The sequence below is a fragment of the Mangrovimonas sp. ST2L15 genome, from assembly GCF_001280515.1.
GTDB lineage: Bacteria > Bacteroidota > Bacteroidia > Flavobacteriales > Flavobacteriaceae > Mangrovimonas > Mangrovimonas futianensis.
Genome location: NZ_LBIQ01000019.1, coordinates 1 through 16,971, shown reverse-complemented (window position 1 = coordinate 16,971; position 16,971 = coordinate 1). Strand labels below are relative to the sequence as shown.

The following is a 16,971-nucleotide window of genomic DNA, read 5'->3' as shown; positions in this document are numbered from 1 at the left end:
TGGTTTATTTAATGTTCAACCTGTGGTTGTAATTTTTGTCTTAAGCTAGCTTTGGCACGCGATATAGTGGTGCGGCAGTTTGCATAAGACATATCCATGATATCACTTATTTCCTCATAATCATAGCCTTCAATAAGATGAAGCGTTAGGGCAACTCGATAGCTTTCCTTTAAAGAGCTTAAAGTATCCAAGACCGTTTGGGCCTTAACATTGGTATACTCATAATCACTCGATATGCCATCATCTGCCTGTTCCATTTTAAAGGCGACATCATCATAAGGAACGTTTTGGTATTTATGACTTTTTTTATAGTTGTAAATACTCTTGTTAATTACAATTCGTTTTAACCACGAACCAAAAGTCACTGTATCGTGCAATGTGTCAAGCTTTGTGAAAGCAGATAAGAACGCATCCTGCATAATGTCTTCAGCTTCAAAACTGTCTTTGACAATTCTATAGCTTACATTGTACATGGCTTTGTAATATCTGTTGTATACTTCCAACTGCGCAAATTGGTTACCGGATTTACATAGCTCGACTAATTGCTCAATATTTTGTTTGGTTAGTGACAATTAAAACGTTTTGTTATTATATAGATAATTGCTTTTTTAAATTGTTACAGTTGGCATTAAAAAAAGTTTCTTGGCATATTAATTGCCTAATATTGGGGAATCAAATCCTTCTTCCCTTAGTTATTTTAAAGGGTTACAAGGCAATTGATTCAATAATTGTTAATGAATTAAAAAGATATTAGCTGTTATTTCTACTAAGTTATGACAGTTTGACCTAAATAAATATATGAAGAAGACAAGTATTTTAAATCTTGACAGTTTGTCATTACAAGATTTTGACGAGAATTCAGAGTTAATCCCTTTAATGACACCCGAGGATGAAGAAGAAATTAATAAAGAGGAATTACCCGAGACATTACCTATTCTTTCATTAAGAAATACGGTTTTGTTTCCAGGCGTGGTTATTCCAATCACCGCTGGTAGAGATAAGTCTATTAAGTTAATTAATGATGCCAATAAAGGTGGAAAAGTAATTGGAGTTGTCGCTCAAAAGGATGAAGCAATTGAAAATCCTACGGCTAAAGACCTGCATCAAACAGGTACGGTAGCTAGAATTCTTAAGGTGCTAAAAATGCCTGATGGAAATACCACGGTTATTTTACAAGGTAAAAAGCGTTTTCAAATCAATCAAGTGATTACTGAGGAACCTTATATAACAGCAACGATAGAGGGTGTCTCTGAAACAAAACCCGAACCAGCAAATAAGGAGTTTGAGGCAATTATAGAATCTATCAAAGATTTATCATTGATGATTATTAAGGAAAGTCCAAATATTCCTTCTGAAGCTTCCTTTGCTATTAAAAATATCCAAAGCAATTCCTTCTTGGTCAATTTTGTTTCTTCCAATATGAACTTAAGCGTTCAAGAAAAGCAGTCTTTGTTGGAATCGAGTGATTTAAAAGATCGTGCTCTGGAAACCTTAAAGTTTATGAACTTAGAGTACCAAAAATTGGAGTTGAAAAATGACATCCAATTGAAGGTGCAAAATGACATGAACCAACAACAGCGCGAATATTTCCTTCACCAACAAATGAAAACCATTCAAGAAGAGTTGGGTGGTGTGAGTTATGATGAAGAGTTGGAAGAAATGAAGGAGCGTTCCAAGTCTAAGAAATGGGATGAAAAAGTTGCTAAGCATTTCGAAAAGGAGATTGCCAAAATGCACCGTATGAATCCGCAGGTAGCGGAGTATTCAATCCAAAGAAATTATCTGGATCTTTTTCTGGACTTACCTTGGAACGAATTTAGCAAGGATAATTTTGATTTGAAACGAGCCAAAAGAATTTTGGATCGCGATCATTATGGCTTGGATGATGTTAAAAAGAGAATTATTGAGTATTTGGCAGTTCTTAAGTTAAGAAACGATATGAAATCTCCCATCCTATGTTTGTATGGGCCTCCAGGTGTTGGTAAAACCTCGTTGGGTAAATCTATTGCAGAGGCACTGGGAAGGGAATACATCAGAATGTCTTTAGGTGGATTAAGAGATGAAGCTGAAATTAGAGGACATAGAAAAACTTATATAGGTGCTATGCCTGGAAGGATTATTCAAAACCTTAAAAAAGCAGGTACATCAAATCCTGTGTTTGTTTTGGATGAAATTGATAAATTGTCAAATTCCCATCAAGGGGATCCTTCATCTGCTATGTTGGAAGTATTGGACCCAGAGCAAAACAGTGATTTCTATGACAATTTCTTAGAAATGGGATTTGATTTGTCTAAGGTCATGTTTATTGCAACTTCCAATAGTTTAGCAACCATTCAACCCGCTTTAAGGGATAGAATGGAGATTATTAATGTGACTGGTTATACCATTGAAGAGAAAGTGGAGATTGCCAAAAGGCATCTTCTTCCAAAGCAATTAAAAGAACATGGTTTAACGGCTAAAGATTTAAAAATTGGTAAAACCCAGCTTGAGAAAATAGTAGAAGGTTACACTAGAGAATCGGGAGTACGTGGATTGGAAAAGCAAATCGCCAAAATGGTGAGATATGCAGCTAAGAATATAGCCATGGAAGAAGAATATCACGTGAAAGTTACCAATGATGATGTTATTGAAGTATTGGGGGCACCAAGATTAGAGCGTGACAAATATGAAAATAATAATGTGGCCGGAGTTGTAACTGGTTTGGCTTGGACTCAAGTAGGAGGGGATATTCTTTTTATTGAATCGATATTGTCAAAGGGTAAAGGTCAATTGAACATTACTGGAAACCTTGGAAAAGTGATGAAGGAATCGGCTACCATTGCCATGGAGTATATTAAAGCTCATGCTGATGAATTTAATCTAAACCCTGAGATATTTGATAAATACAATGTGCATATACATGTACCTGAAGGTGCTACACCAAAAGATGGACCTAGCGCTGGTATCACCATGTTGACATCGCTTGTATCACTCTTTACTCAAAGAAAGGTTAAGAAGAATTTAGCCATGACTGGGGAAATTACCTTAAGAGGTAAAGTGTTACCAGTGGGAGGAATTAAGGAGAAAATCTTGGCGGCCAAACGAGCTAGAATTAAGGAGATAGTGCTTTGTGAAGAGAATAGAAGAGATATTAACGAAATAAAAGAAGAATATCTTAAAGGATTAACCTTCCATTATGTTAGTGATATGAGTGATGTTCTTAAAATTGCACTCACCAATCAGAAAGTCAATAACGCAAAAGAATTATAAATGAGTAACCTCGAGACTTCCTCGAGGTTTTTTCTTTAAATAAAAATAAATAAACCATACAGTCGTTTTAAGATAGATTTAGTTATTTTGCGTCTCTATGAAAAAGAACTACCCGGTTTTATTGTTCTTTCTTACTTCATTGGTTGGCTGGTCTCAAATAGGAGGTGAGTCAACCTATCAGTTTTTGAATTTAATTTCATCGCCAAGACAAGCAGCATTGGGAGGCAAGACGATCACTAACATTGATTATGATGTCACTCAAGCCATATACAATCCTGCAACTATAAATGTTGAAATGGACGGTCAGTTGGCCGTAAACTATAGTAATTATCTTGGAGGAATCAATTATGGTACGGCAGCATATGCCTATACAGTCGATCGTAGAACACAAACGTTTCATATAGGTGTCAATTACATTAATTACGGAAGCTTTGACGGTTATGATGAGTTAGGTAATGCCACCGGTTCCTTTACGGGTAATGAAGCGGCAGTATCTTTTGGTTATGCCAAACAATTGGGTTGGTCTGATTTTTACTTAGGCGGAAGTATTAAATTAATAACATCAAAACTAGAACAGTATAATTCCTTTGGTGCAGCTGTGGATGCTGGTTTGATATATTTAGATGAAGATATCGAATTTCAGGCAGCTTTGGTAGTACGCAATTTTGGAACTCAAATTACTACGTATGCCGGACAAAGAGAATCATTGCCATTTGAGGTAGCTCTTGGTCTTTCCCAAACATTAGAGCATATTCCTTTAAGGTGGCACATCACTTTTGAAAATCTTCAAAAGTGGCCTATTTCAGTTTCCAACCCTTCTAGGGCAGAAACCGATTTGGAAGGAAATCAAACACAAGAAGAAGTTGGTTTTTTTACTAATGTATTAAGGCATACCATCTTAGGAGCAGAATTTTTTCCAAAAGGCGGATTCAACATTAGAATTGGATATAATTTTAGGAGGGGTGAGGAATTAAGGATTGTTGATGAAAGAAATTTTTCTGGAATTTCTGCCGGATTTGGTGTGAAGTTGAATAAATTTCGTTTTAGCTACACACACGCTAGATATACAAGTGCATCAAATGCCAATTTCTTTGGCTTACAAATTGATTTGAGATAAGGATGGATAAAATTACAATTGCCATAGATGGTTATTCTTCGACAGGAAAAAGTACGGTCGCCAAGAAATTAGCTTCAAAATTGGGATATGTCTATGTAGATAGCGGCGCCATGTATCGTGTAGTGACTTTGTTTGCCATGAGACACGAATGGATTGATGATAACCATTTTGATAAGGGTACCTTAATCTCAAAACTTGAAGATATTGAGTTGGCTTTTCATTTTAATCCAGAGGTTGGATTTGCAGAGGTTTACTTGAATGGAGAAAATGTTGAAAAAGAAATAAGAACCTTAGATGTGTCTTCTTTTGTAAGTCAGGTAGCTGCTGTTCCTGAGGTGCGGACTTTTTTGGTTAAAAAGCAGAGGAAACTGGGTGAAGACAAAGGAGTTGTTATGGATGGGAGAGATATTGGAACTGTTGTTTTTCCTAATGCTGAATTAAAAATATTCATGACAGCATCTGAGCAGGTGAGAGCACAACGACGTTATGAGGAGTTAAAGGCTCGCGGAGATCAAATTTCGTTTGATGATGTTTTGAATAACGTGAGAGAACGTGATCATATTGATTCTACAAGAAAACAATCCCCTTTAAAAAGAGCCGAAGGCGCTATTGATATTGATAATTCTTATTTGACTGAAGAACAAGTTTTTAGTGAAATAATGGACTTGGTTCAAAAGGCTATTGATTCTGAAAACTAAGCCTTTAATTTTTAGCGATATAACATTAGGTTTATTGGATTTTAAGTATTATTTTTGCACTCCTTTTTTAGCGAATCAATGGATAGAAAAAAGGAACCGAAAATTTTATCATTAATAATCTTCTGTAGCCATCGCTTAAACTTCCATCAACTGCAGAATACAAATTAATAATCAGCATATGGCTGAAAATGCAAAACAAGCTGAAGTTGAAGCAACTGAAGCAAAAACTGCTGAGGCACCGCAAGTTTCTGCGGCTCAAGCAAACCCAGAGAAATTTTTAAAAGATTTCAACTGGCACAATTACGAAGAAGGAATCGACGAAGTAGAAGACTCTCAATTGAAAGAATTCGAAAAGTTAGTTGCAGAGAATTTCGTAGACACTTTAGATGATGAAGTAGTAGAAGGAGAAGTAGTTCACATTACAGATCGTGATGCTATTATCGATATCAATGCTAAATCTGAAGGTGTTGTTTCTTTGAACGAATTCCGTTACAATCCAAACTTAAAAGTAGGAGACAAAGTAGAAGTATTGATTGACGTGCGTGAAGACGCAACAGGTCAATTGGTATTATCCCACAGAAAAGCTCGTGTGATTAAAGCTTGGGATCGTGTTAACGCAGCTCATGATACTGGTGAAATCGTTAATGGTTTCGTTAAGTGTAGAACTAAAGGAGGTATGATCGTTGACGTATTTGGTATTGAAGCATTCTTACCAGGTTCTCAAATTGACGTGAAGCCTATCCGTGACTACGATGCTTACGTTAACAAAACTATGGAATTCAAAGTTGTTAAAATCAACCACGAATTTAAGAACGTAGTAGTTTCTCATAAAGCTTTAATTGAAGCTGATATAGAAGAACAAAAGAAAGAAATCATTGGTCAATTAGAAAAAGGACAAGTATTAGAAGGTGTTGTTAAAAACATTACTTCTTATGGTGTGTTTATTGACTTAGGTGGTGTTGACGGTTTAGTTCACATTACAGATCTTTCTTGGTCAAGAATCAACCATCCAAATGAAATTGTTGAATTAGATCAAAAATTAAACGTTGTAATCCTTGATTTTGATGAAGATAAATCAAGAATCCAATTAGGTCTTAAGCAATTGAGCAAGCACCCATGGGATGCTCTTGGAGAAGAAGTTAAAGTTGGTGACAAAGTAAAAGGTAAAGTAGTTGTAATTGCAGATTACGGTGCGTTTATTGAAGTTGCTGATGGTGTTGAAGGATTGATTCACGTTTCTGAAATGTCTTGGTCTACACATTTACGTTCTGCTCAAGATTTCGTTGCTATCGGTGATGAAGTTGAAGCAGTTATCTTAACTTTAGATAGAGAAGAGCGTAAAATGTCTCTTGGTATCAAGCAATTGACTCCAGATCCATGGACTGATATTACTTCTAAGTATCCTGTAGGTTCTAAGCACACAGGTGTTGTACGTAACTTTACAAACTTTGGTGTATTTGTTGAATTAGAAGAAGGTATTGACGGATTGATTTATATCTCTGATTTATCTTGGACTAAGAAAATCAAGCACCCAAGTGAATTCTGTAACGTAGGAGACAAATTGGATGTGATTGTTCTTGAATTGGATGTTGAAGGACGTAAATTAAGTTTAGGTCACAAACAAACTACAGAGAACCCTTGGGATAAATACGAAAAAGACTTCGCAGTTGGGTCATCTCACACTGCAGAGGTAACTGAAATCGTTGACAAAGGTGCTACTGTAGAATTTAATGAAGACATCGTAGCTTTCGTACCAGCTCGTCATTTAGAGAAAGAAGATGGTAAGAAACTTAAGAAAGGTGAAGAAGCAGAATTTAAAATCATTGAATTCAACAAAGAATTCAAGAGAGTTGTTGCTTCACACACTGCAGTCTTCAGAGAAGAAGAAGCTAAGATTGTAAAAGCTGCTGCTAAAAAAGCAGAAGCTGCTGCAGCAGAAGCTAAGCCTACATTAGGTGATGCCAATGATGCTTTACAAGCTCTTAAGGATAAAATGGACGGAAAGAAATAATTTTTTCAATCCATTACCAATAAAGAAAGCCTTCAATTTTTGAAGGCTTTTTTATTTTATGAGCATTCGAAAACTCAATTTTTAGCTTATCTTTGTTTACCAAACAATGTTTGGGAATACTATGAGTCAAAAAGTTTTACTTAACAACAAAGAGGTAAACATCATTCTACATAGATTGGCTTGTCAACTTATTGAAAAACACAACGATTTCTCAAATACAGCGCTCATTGGTCTTCAACCTAGAGGGAAATTTTTAGCCGATAGATTGGTTAAAATTCTGCAAGAGGATTATCAAATAAAGGATATTAAATGGGGTTCACTAGACATCACTTTTTTTAGGGATGATTTTAGAAGGAGTGATAAGCCATTACAGGCCAATTCCACCCATATTGATTTTATTGTGGAAGACAAGCGAATTGTGTTTATAGATGATGTACTATATACTGGACGAAGCATTCGTTCAGCCCTTACTGCTATTCAATCGTTTGGAAGACCGGCTGAAATAGAGCTATTAACTCTTATAGATAGAAGGTTTAGCAGACATTTACCTATTCAACCCGATTATAGAGGCAGACAAGTTGATGCTATAAATAATGAAAAAGTAAAGGTAAATTGGAGTGAAAACGAAGGAGAAGATTCGGTTTATCTTATAAATAATTAAAACATGAGTGAATTAAGTGTCAATCACTTATTAGGGATCAAATATCTGAATAAAGCAGACATTGATCTTATTTTCAGCACCGCAGATCATTTTAAGGAAGTCATTAATAGACCTATTAAGAAGGTTCCTTCTTTAAGAGATATTACGATAGCTAATCTATTTTTTGAAAACTCAACAAGGACCAAATTGTCCTTTGAACTTGCTGAGAAAAGACTCTCGGCCGATGTGATTAATTTTTCGGCATCTCAATCATCTGTAAAGAAAGGAGAAACCTTAATAGACACGGTTAATAATATTCTCTCCATGAAAGTTGATATGGTGGTTATGAGACATCCCAATCCTGGAGCAGGTGTCTTTCTATCCCAACATGTCAATGCGAGTATTGTCAATGCAGGTGATGGAGCTCATGAGCATCCAACCCAAGCGCTATTAGATTCGTTTTCTATTAGGGAGCGTTTAGGAGAAGTTGGAGGAAAAAATGTCGTTATTGTAGGTGATATATTGCATAGTAGAGTCGCGCTCTCAAATATTTTTGCCTTACAATTACAAGGTGCCAATGTCATGGTATGCGGACCAAAAACACTTCTTCCTAAGTATATTGATAAATTGGGTGTTAAGGTTGAAACCAACTTAAGAAAGGCTTTGGAATGGTGTGATGTAGCTAATATGCTAAGAGTTCAAAATGAGAGAATGGATATCAGCTATTTTCCATCAACAAGGGAATACACACAGCAATTTGGTGTAAATAAAGCCTTATTAGATTCTTTAGATAAGGAAATAGTAATCATGCACCCGGGACCAATCAATAGGGGAGTGGAAATTACTAGTGATGTAGCAGATTCTGATCAAGCTATTATTTTGGATCAAGTTCAAAATGGGGTAGCAGTTAGAATGGCTGTAATCTATTTATTAGCTTCTAAAATTAAAAATTAGAGATATGCTTATTGATAAGGATGAAAATATTACCATAATTACTCAAGAAAAGGCAACTATTGTCGAGTTGGTAAAAAAAATGGAAGTGATATATGATCGCTATAAAAACGATAATATCATTGTCAATCTGAACAGTTTAAAAAGCATTAGCTTAGAACAAATTATTGAGTTTTTAAGGTTGTCAAATAAGCATAGAAAAGCTAAACATTCGTTTGTAATCGTAACTGACAAAGTCAATTTTGATGAAATGCCCAACGAAATAGTTGTGGTACCAACCACTAAGGAGGCCTATGATGTCATTGAAATGGAAGAGATGGAAAGAGATCTAGGTTTTTAAATATGAAATTAACCATTTTAGGCTGTCATAGTGCAACTCCGAGAATTCATACGCATCCCACATCTCAGGTTTTAGAAATCAAAAATCACATTTTTTTGATAGATTGTGGAGAAGGCACTCAAGTTCAGCTTAGAAAAAATAAAATAAAATTCAATCGCATTAAACATATTTTCATTTCCCATTTACATGGGGATCATTTTTATGGTTTGGTGGGATTGATATCTACATTTAGATTGTTGACTCGGGAAACCGAGCTTCACATTTATGGCCCCAAAGGTATTAAGGAAGCGATTACCATGCTCTTGAAGTTAGGAGATTCATGGACCAATTACCCTTTAATTTTTCATGAACTAACCTCTAAGGAATCTGAATTGATTTTTGAAGATGATTTAGTTGAAGTTCGAACTATTCCGCTAAATCATAGAGTTTATACAAATGGATTTTTATATAAAGAAAAGCCAGGGGAACGTAAACTAGATTTAAATGCAGTTCTTAATGCCGACATTGATGTAGCCTATTATCGGAAATTAAAGCAGGGTTATGATGTAGAGAGTAATGATGGAACTCTTATAAAAAACGAAGAGGTTACAAAACCACCTTTACCTGCAAGGAGTTATGCATTTTGCAGTGATACAGCATTTGAAAAGTCTATAGTACCTATAATTAATGAAGTAAATGTGCTATACCACGAATCTACTTTTCTTGAGAAACATGCACATTTGGCCTCTCCAACCAAGCATAGCACTGCCAAGGAGGCTGCAACTATTGCTAAATTAGCTAATGTAGGCACTTTAATTATGGGACATTATTCCACTCGCTATGACAATTTAGAGGATTTCAGAACAGAAGCTTCTGAATTTTTTTCTAATGTTGAATTGGCAGAGGCAGGGAAAGTGTTTGAATTTTAATTAATCTAATTATTCTTAAATTTAAGGTCAATTTTTAATTATGGAGAATAACGATTTAAGTCATTATAGAAAGTCCTATGAAAAACATGAGTTGTTACTTCAAGAAACACCAAATAATCCACTAGAACTCTTTCAAAAATGGTTTCACGAGGTAGATGAGTTTTTTCCTGAAGATGAAACCAATGCCATGACTATTTCTACCATGGGGTTGGATGGATATCCCAAAAATAGGGTGGTGCTTTTAAAACGATTTAATTATGAAGGATTCATATTTTTTACCAATTACCTAAGTGAAAAGGGGAGAGCTATTGCTAAGAATCCAAATGTTTGTTTGTCTTTTTTTTGGGCTGGAGCAGAGCGACAAATCATTATAAAAGGAAAGGCAGAAAAAATAGCCGAAAATTTAAGTGATGGTTATTTTGAATCGAGACCAAGAGGTAGCCAATTAGGTGCTATCGTCTCTCAACAAAGCGAAGTTTTAGAAAGTAGGGAAGAACTGGAGAATAGACTGACTGAGCTAGAAGCACTTTATGAAGGTAAAGAAATTGAAAGGCCATCATACTGGGGAGGATTTCTTGTAAGACCTGTAGAAATAGAATTTTGGCAAGGACGCCCCAACAGACTTCATGATAGAATCAGATATCAATTAGATTCGGAATATAATTGGGTAAAAAAACGATTATCTCCCTAAAAAAACCGATGTAATACATTAAAACCATATCTAAAATTGCATTTCATCGATAAAAGGAAATAAATAACGATTAAAAGCGTGTTTTTAATCGAAATTAACATTTATTTAACATTTATTTTGAGTTAGGCGGTTAATTTTATAGCACCAAATCTTAATTGCCCAACATGAAACGACCTACTATATTACCAGTTTTGGTACTATGCGCCATGTTAAGCTTTTCCTGCTCTACCGAAAGTGTGGATGACAAAGCCGAAATGGCCACAGAGCAAATTGTAGTACCTCAAGCCAAAGAAATAGAAATAGAAATTTTGGAGTTGATTAATGATTACCGCATTAATAATGGGTTGGTTCCATTAAACGGTATGGATTTAATCAAATCACAAGCCTATAGTCATACAGATTATATGGTAGCTCAAAATTCGGTATCTCACGATTACTTTTTTCAAAGAAAGGCTTTTTTAATGGACCATACTGGTGCAGTTAAAGTTAATGAAAATGTAGCCTATGGGTTTACATCTGCTGAATCTGTTGTCAATGCTTGGATTAACAGTGATGCTCACAGGGAAAATATTATAGGAGATTTTACAGATTTTGACGTATCCGCTGAAAAGAACAGTCAAGGTAAATGGTATTTTACCAATATATTCATAAAGAAATAGGTTATATGTAAGCTAAGATGATAACCAAAGATTGTTGAAAATCATGATTGATTAGTAGCAAAACAACAATTCTTGTGAGAAAACCACCGGTATCGGTGGTTTTTTTTTGCTTGGAAGTTATTCTAATTAACTTATTCCTCGTCGTATCCTTTCAGGGTGAGGGTAAGTACTTTTTTGGAATATGGGTAGAATGTATAACGACATTAGAATATGTTATAAATTTAAAAGCCACCCAGGATTGGGTGGCTTTTTAGTAATAAGGCATTGTTAGGAAGGTATAATATGTAAGCTATAATATTAAATAATCACTAAACCTTATTACTCAGAAATAGTCTTACAAAAAGTTAAAATAATTTAACCCTCCATGTTATTTTTCTTCTTTACCAGAAAGAATGATGAATTTAGATCGTCTGTTTTCTTGGTGTCTTTCTTCAGAACATTTAACACCGTTGGAACATTCATTGACCAATTGGCTTTCTCCATACCCAATGGCACTTTCAATACGTTCTGGTGCAATGTTTCTGGATAGAATGTAGTCTCTGGTCGATTTAGCTCTTCTATCAGATAATTTCATGTTGTATTTATCACTACCACGGCTATCTGTATGGGACTCAATCTTAATAACCATGTTTGGATGCTCTCTCATGACTGAAACAATATTTTCTAATTCGTAAGCTGCATCAGCTCTGATATCCCATTTATCGAAATTAAAGAAAATAGGGTTGATCACAATTTCATTTAGATTGATAAGAGGAATCAAGTTAAGATCTACTTGATGTTCTTTCATATGCTCGTTGGAAGTTTCAACTTCTTTTATATCATCTTTGTAGTCGGCCTTACTGGCTAGAACGGTGTATTTTTTATCACAATCAGCTTCCAATTTATAAACACCATTTTCATCGGTAGTTGTTTCGGCAACAATTTTTCCAGATTCATCAATTAGTTGAACAGTTGCTCCTTGAAGGATGGAAAGGATCTTACTGTCTCTCACAATTCCTTGGACGATTTGTTGACAATCATAAGAAACAAAACCGTAAATATCATCACTACCTTTTCCTCCTGGTCTATTTGAAGAGAAAAATCCATCTCCAGAATCAGAATCTAAGTAGATAGCAAAATCATCGTAACCACTATTGTAAGGAGCACCTAAATTCACGGCTTCTGCATTGGAATTATTCAAGATATCCGATTTGAAAATGTCCAATAATCCTAAATTTAAGAATCCGTCAGAAGAAAAGTAGAATGTATTGTCCTTTGCAATAAAAGGGAATACTTCTCTTCCTTCTGTGTTGACTTTTTCTCCCATGTTTTCTACAGTTCCAAAAGAACCATCATCATTAATGGTTACTTGATAGATATCTGTTTGTCCAAAACCTCCTTCTCGGTCAGAAACAAAGTAAAGTGTTTTGTTGTCTAAACTTAAGGCTGGATGTCCTGTAGAATAGACATCATCATTAAAGGGTAACTCTTCCACATTACTCCACAAAGAATCAACTAGAGTAGCTCTATACATTTTAAGATGGGTAGTTCCTTCCTTGTCATAACGAGGTCTGTTTCTTTTATCGACATTATCCCTCGTAAAATACATGGTCTTCCCATCTTTTGAAAATACCGGATTGGCGTTATGAATATTTTTTCTTTTAACTCCAGAAAAATTTACCAATTGTGGCTCAGAAAATTTCGCCTTTCCATCTTCCATAACCCTGTCGGCTACATAAATGTCTAAAAAAGGTTCTCCATTCCATTTATAAATTTCATTTTCCGTATTTCTTGAAGTAGAGAAGAACATCACGCTATCCATGACAACGGGACCAAAATCCGCATAAGTGGAATTAATATCCAATCCTTTTACGTCTACGAAAAGTCCTTTAGGAGTTGATAATTTTTCATAAAGACTTAAGTTGCTAGAGGCCAATTCATCGGCACGTCTGTCATCATTTTGAATGTCCTTAAACTTAGCTAACCACTTTTCGGCTTCTTCATAGTTGCCTAAACTTCTTTGGGTTTGAATATACTTATAAATGTATTCTGGACTGATTTTGTTTTCATATTTGTCCAAAGCCATTTTATACCATTTGGCAGCTTGCTCCGAATTGGAATTGTTGTAATAACAGTCTCCCAATCGTGTTAAAACATGCTCGCTATTCTCTCCTTTTTTGACAGCTTCCTCATACAATTCAGCAGCTTTCAAATAAGCATATTTCTCAAAAAATTTGTCAGCAACTTTTTCTTGGGCAAAAGTAAAAGTTGAGCATAATGCTATGATTATTAGTAAAACTTTTGTTTTCATGCTGTTCATATTTAGAAGTATCTTGGGGATTTAATTCTTTTCATTTTAAATAATTCAAACATAACAATCAATTCGTGGGTACCACCAGTGTAATCGTTGATTTCAGAAAGCGGGTATTCATAAGTGTAACCTATTCTGAATTGTTTAGAAACTTGAAAATCGATCAAACCTCCTAGAGCTGAAGTATTTTCATTAATTCGGTAACCTGCTCCTAACCATAGTTTTTCATAGAATAGAAAATTACCAGTTAAATCATATGACATAGGCGCTCCATTGGTAGCCTTAACCAAGAATGCAGGTTTGAACTTTGTGTTGTCACCCAATGGGAATACATATCCCCCAGTAAAGTAGTAACTGACTCTTTCTAATGCTTGGAATTCTTGTCCATTGGAATCATGTCTATTGTAGTCGTTATTCAGGATTCTTGGTGTTGACAATCCTAGGTACCACATTTGACTGTGCCAAAAGATACCAGCTCCAATATTTGGGCTCCAGCGATCTTCAATTCCATAAATATTTGGGTCGTTTGCGCCAGGGTCTAATGCTAAGCGGTCTAAACGATAGCTTGTAAAACCAGCTTTAATACCAAACGCCAATTTAGTTTTCTCACCGGTATTAATGGTGTAAGAAAAGTCTCCGTAAAGGTAAGTGAATCGTTCATCCCCTAATTTGTCGTTAATGAATGACATACCAATTCCGATTTTTTCATTCCTTAATGGGGAATGAATGGACAGGGTTTGGGTGGTTGGTCCACCGTCAAATCCTACCCATTGACTTCGGTGGAGTCCCACTATACTTAGCGTTTCTCTACTACCCGCATAAGCTGGATTTATAGAAATGGTGTTATACATGTACTGAGTAAATTGGGGCAATTGTTGGGCAATTCCTTGGATACCACTCAATAATGCTAACGCTACTACAAAATTTCTAATAAGTTTCATAGGTTATGGTTTTATTTGGTTCCAACGTAGATATGACCTGTGAAAGGCTTCAATCCACTATTTTTTAGGGTTACTATATAGTAATATGTTCCGTTAGGTACTTTATCGGCATTTCCAATAGAGGATTTATGGGTTTGACCATTCCAGTTATTTTGGTAATTGTCAGTTTCAAAGATCATAGCTCCCCATCTGTTGAAAATCTTAACATCAATTATGAAATCACATTCTTCTACACCAGTAATTTCAAAGAATTCATTCCATTGGTCTCCGTTTGGAGTGATGGCTTTAGAAATTTCTATATTGTCACCACAAGGTAGAACCAAACAGTCATCATTGATATTAATGGTAACTTCATAAGAAGTCAAACACGCTCCATTTGCTACGGTGTAACTAAATACGTAGTCACCTAGTAAAACTTCTGAAGGATCAAAAATGGAACCGTTCAATTCGGTATTTCCAGCAAGAACTGTCCATGTTCCTGATAAATCATTACCAGAGTAATAATCAAATAAATCAATTTCTCCATCATCATTACATCGCTGATCAAAAGTTTCAACTACGTCAATACTTATCAAGACGTGTACGGTTTGACTCGCCGTTGCTTCATTACCACAAGCATCTACAAAAGTCCATGTCCAAACAATATCGTAATCATTTGCTGTGCCATCAAATCCATTATCTTCCGTAAAATCAGTAATAGTAACTTCAGAACAATCATCAAATTCTAAAGTAGGTTCAGTTGGAACATCATCACAACTTACGGTTATATCTGCCAAATCTGTTAAAACTGTTGGCGCTGTTGTATCTTGAATGGTGATGGTCTGTGACACTGAAGATGAATTGTTACATGCATCAGTAAATGTCCACGTTCTGGTCACCACGATGTTACAAGTATCTGTATCGTCCATGCTATCCACAGCAGTAGCTGTAATGTCACCAGCACAGTTGTCTGTAGCAGTCAACTCACCAGCAGCAGGCATGTCGCCGATACACTCGTAAGTGATATCTGCAGGAGCGTCAGGAGCCACCGGAGCCGTTGTATCTTGAATAGTGATGGTCTGTGACACCGAAGATGAATTGTTACACGCATCAGTGAATGTCCACGTTCTGGTCACCACAATGTTACAAGTATCTGTATCGTCCATGCTATCTACAGCAGTAGCAGAAATGTCACCAGCACAGTTGTCTGTAGCGGTCAACTCACCAGCAGCAGGCATATCGCCGATACACTCGTAAGTGATATCTGCAGGAGCCTCAGGAGCCACCGGAGCCGTTGTATCTTGAATAGTGATGGTCTGTGACACTGAAGATGAGTTGTTACACGCATCAGTGAATGTCCACGTTCTGGTCACCACAATGTTACAAGGATCTGTATCGTCCATGCTATCCACAGCAGTAGCTGTAATGTCACCAGCACAGTTATCTGTAGCGGTCAACTCACCAGCAGCAGGCATGTCGCCGATACACTCGTAAGTGATATCTGCAGGAGCGTCAGGAGCAACCGGAGCTGTTGTATCTTGAATAGTGATGGTCTGTGACACCGAAGATGAATTGTTACACGCATCAGTAAATGTCCACGTTCTGGTCACCACCATGTTACAAGGATCTGTATCGTCCATGCTATCCACAGCAGTAGCTGTAATGTCACCAGCACAGTTGTCTGTAGCAGTCAACTCACCAGCAGCAGGCATGTCGCCGATACACTCGTAAGTGATATCTGCAGGCGCCTCAGGAGCAACTGGTGCCGTTGTATCTTGAATAGTGATGGTCTGTGACACTGAAGATGAATTGTTACATGCATCAGTGAATGTCCACGTTCTGGTCACCACGATGTTACAAGAATCTGTGTCGTCCATGCTATCTACAGCAGTAGCTGTAATATCACCAGCACAGTTGTCTGTAGCAGTCAACTCACCAGCAGCAGGCATATCGCCGATACACTCGTAAGTGATATCTGCAGGCGCCTCAGGAGCAACTGGTGCCGTTGTATCTTGAATAGTGATGGTCTGTGACACTGAAGATGAGTTGTTACACGCATCAGTGAATGTCCACGTTCTGGTCACCACAATGTTACAAGGATTTGTATCGTCCATGCTATCTACAGCAGTAGCTGTAATATCACCAGCACAGTTGTCTGTAGCGGTCAACTCACCAGCAGCAGGCATATCGCCGATACACTCGTAAGTGATATCTGCAGGCGCGTCAGGAGCCACTGGAGCAGTTGTATCTTGAATGGTGATGGTCTGTGACACCGAAGATGAGTTGTTACACGCATCAGTGAATGTCCACGTTCTGGTCACCACAATGTTACAAGGATCTGTATCGTCCATGCTATCTACAGCAGTAGCAGTAATGTCACCAGCACAGTTGTCTGTAGCAGTCAACTCACCAGCAGCAGGCATATCGCCGATACACTCGTAAGTGATATCTGCAGGAGCGTCAGGAGCCACTGGAGCAGTTGTATCTTGAATATTGA

General features: G+C 36.6%; 14 protein-coding genes. 10 read left to right on the top strand and 4 right to left on the bottom strand.

The window, feature by feature from the left end; genetic code table 11:
* Window positions 1-8: 8 nt before the first annotated feature.
* The gene (locus ZA07_RS01785; RefSeq protein ID WP_053970022.1) at window positions 9-572 is read right to left on the bottom strand and encodes an RNA polymerase sigma factor; all 564 of its coding nucleotides are present in this window, start codon (window positions 570-572) and stop codon (window positions 9-11) included.
* A gap of 226 nt (window positions 573-798) precedes the next feature.
* Here ZA07_RS01785 and lon point away from each other — a divergent pair, with 226 nt between their 5' ends.
* The 10 genes from lon (at window position 799) to ZA07_RS01735 (ending at window position 11,264) form a co-directional block, all read left to right on the top strand.
* Window positions 799-3,249: an endopeptidase La gene (gene lon, locus ZA07_RS01780; protein ID WP_053970021.1), complete on the top strand. Its 2,451-nt coding sequence runs from the start codon at window positions 799-801 to the stop codon at window positions 3,247-3,249.
* A 97-nt stretch (window positions 3,250-3,346) separates the two neighbouring features.
* Window positions 3,347-4,366 carry a type IX secretion system protein PorQ gene (porQ, locus tag ZA07_RS01775; RefSeq protein ID WP_053970020.1) on the top strand — a complete coding sequence of 340 codons (1,020 nt, stop codon included), beginning with the start codon at window positions 3,347-3,349 and terminating at the stop codon, window positions 4,364-4,366.
* Window positions 4,367-4,368: 2 nt separating this feature from the next.
* Window positions 4,369-5,064: a (d)CMP kinase gene (gene cmk, locus ZA07_RS01770; RefSeq protein WP_053970019.1), complete on the top strand. Its 696-nt coding sequence runs from the start codon at window positions 4,369-4,371 to the stop codon at window positions 5,062-5,064.
* 178 nt (window positions 5,065-5,242) lie between these two features.
* Window positions 5,243-7,075, top strand: a complete 1,833-nt coding sequence (rpsA, locus tag ZA07_RS01765) for a 30S ribosomal protein S1 (protein ID WP_053970018.1) — start codon at window positions 5,243-5,245, stop codon at window positions 7,073-7,075.
* Window positions 7,076-7,196: 121 nt separating this feature from the next.
* The gene (pyrR, locus tag ZA07_RS01760) at window positions 7,197-7,736 is read left to right on the top strand and encodes a bifunctional pyr operon transcriptional regulator/uracil phosphoribosyltransferase PyrR (protein ID WP_053970126.1); all 540 of its coding nucleotides are present in this window, start codon (window positions 7,197-7,199) and stop codon (window positions 7,734-7,736) included.
* A gap of 3 nt (window positions 7,737-7,739) precedes the next feature.
* Window positions 7,740-8,669: an aspartate carbamoyltransferase catalytic subunit gene (locus ZA07_RS01755; protein WP_053970017.1), complete on the top strand. Its 930-nt coding sequence runs from the start codon at window positions 7,740-7,742 to the stop codon at window positions 8,667-8,669.
* Between the two features lie 4 nt (window positions 8,670-8,673).
* Complete coding sequence (locus ZA07_RS01750) at window positions 8,674-9,006, top strand: hypothetical protein (RefSeq protein ID WP_053970016.1); 333 nt, start codon at window positions 8,674-8,676, stop codon at window positions 9,004-9,006.
* A gap of 2 nt (window positions 9,007-9,008) precedes the next feature.
* The gene (locus ZA07_RS01745; protein WP_053970015.1) at window positions 9,009-9,914 is read left to right on the top strand and encodes a ribonuclease Z; all 906 of its coding nucleotides are present in this window, start codon (window positions 9,009-9,011) and stop codon (window positions 9,912-9,914) included.
* 40 nt (window positions 9,915-9,954) lie between these two features.
* On the top strand, window positions 9,955-10,605 hold the full coding sequence (gene pdxH, locus ZA07_RS01740) for a pyridoxamine 5'-phosphate oxidase (protein WP_053970014.1): 651 nt from the start codon (window positions 9,955-9,957) through the stop codon (window positions 10,603-10,605).
* A 164-nt stretch (window positions 10,606-10,769) separates the two neighbouring features.
* Window positions 10,770-11,264: a CAP domain-containing protein gene (locus ZA07_RS01735; protein ID WP_053970013.1), complete on the top strand. Its 495-nt coding sequence runs from the start codon at window positions 10,770-10,772 to the stop codon at window positions 11,262-11,264.
* Between the two features lie 367 nt (window positions 11,265-11,631).
* Here ZA07_RS01735 and ZA07_RS01730 read toward each other — a convergent pair whose 3' ends face one another.
* From ZA07_RS01730 to ZA07_RS01720, 3 genes are all read right to left on the bottom strand, one after another.
* Window positions 11,632-13,554, bottom strand: coding sequence for an OmpA family protein (locus ZA07_RS01730; RefSeq protein ID WP_053970125.1), 1,923 nt, complete (start codon window positions 13,552-13,554; stop codon window positions 11,632-11,634).
* Window positions 13,555-13,565: 11 nt separating this feature from the next.
* Window positions 13,566-14,495 (bottom strand): type IX secretion system membrane protein PorP/SprF, encoded by a 930-nt coding sequence (locus ZA07_RS01725; protein WP_053970012.1) that lies wholly within the window; start codon window positions 14,493-14,495, stop codon window positions 13,566-13,568.
* A gap of 11 nt (window positions 14,496-14,506) precedes the next feature.
* The coding region (locus tag ZA07_RS01720) for a gliding motility-associated C-terminal domain-containing protein (RefSeq protein ID WP_157492024.1) at window positions 14,507-16,971 on the bottom strand (2,465 nt) is incomplete at its 5' end.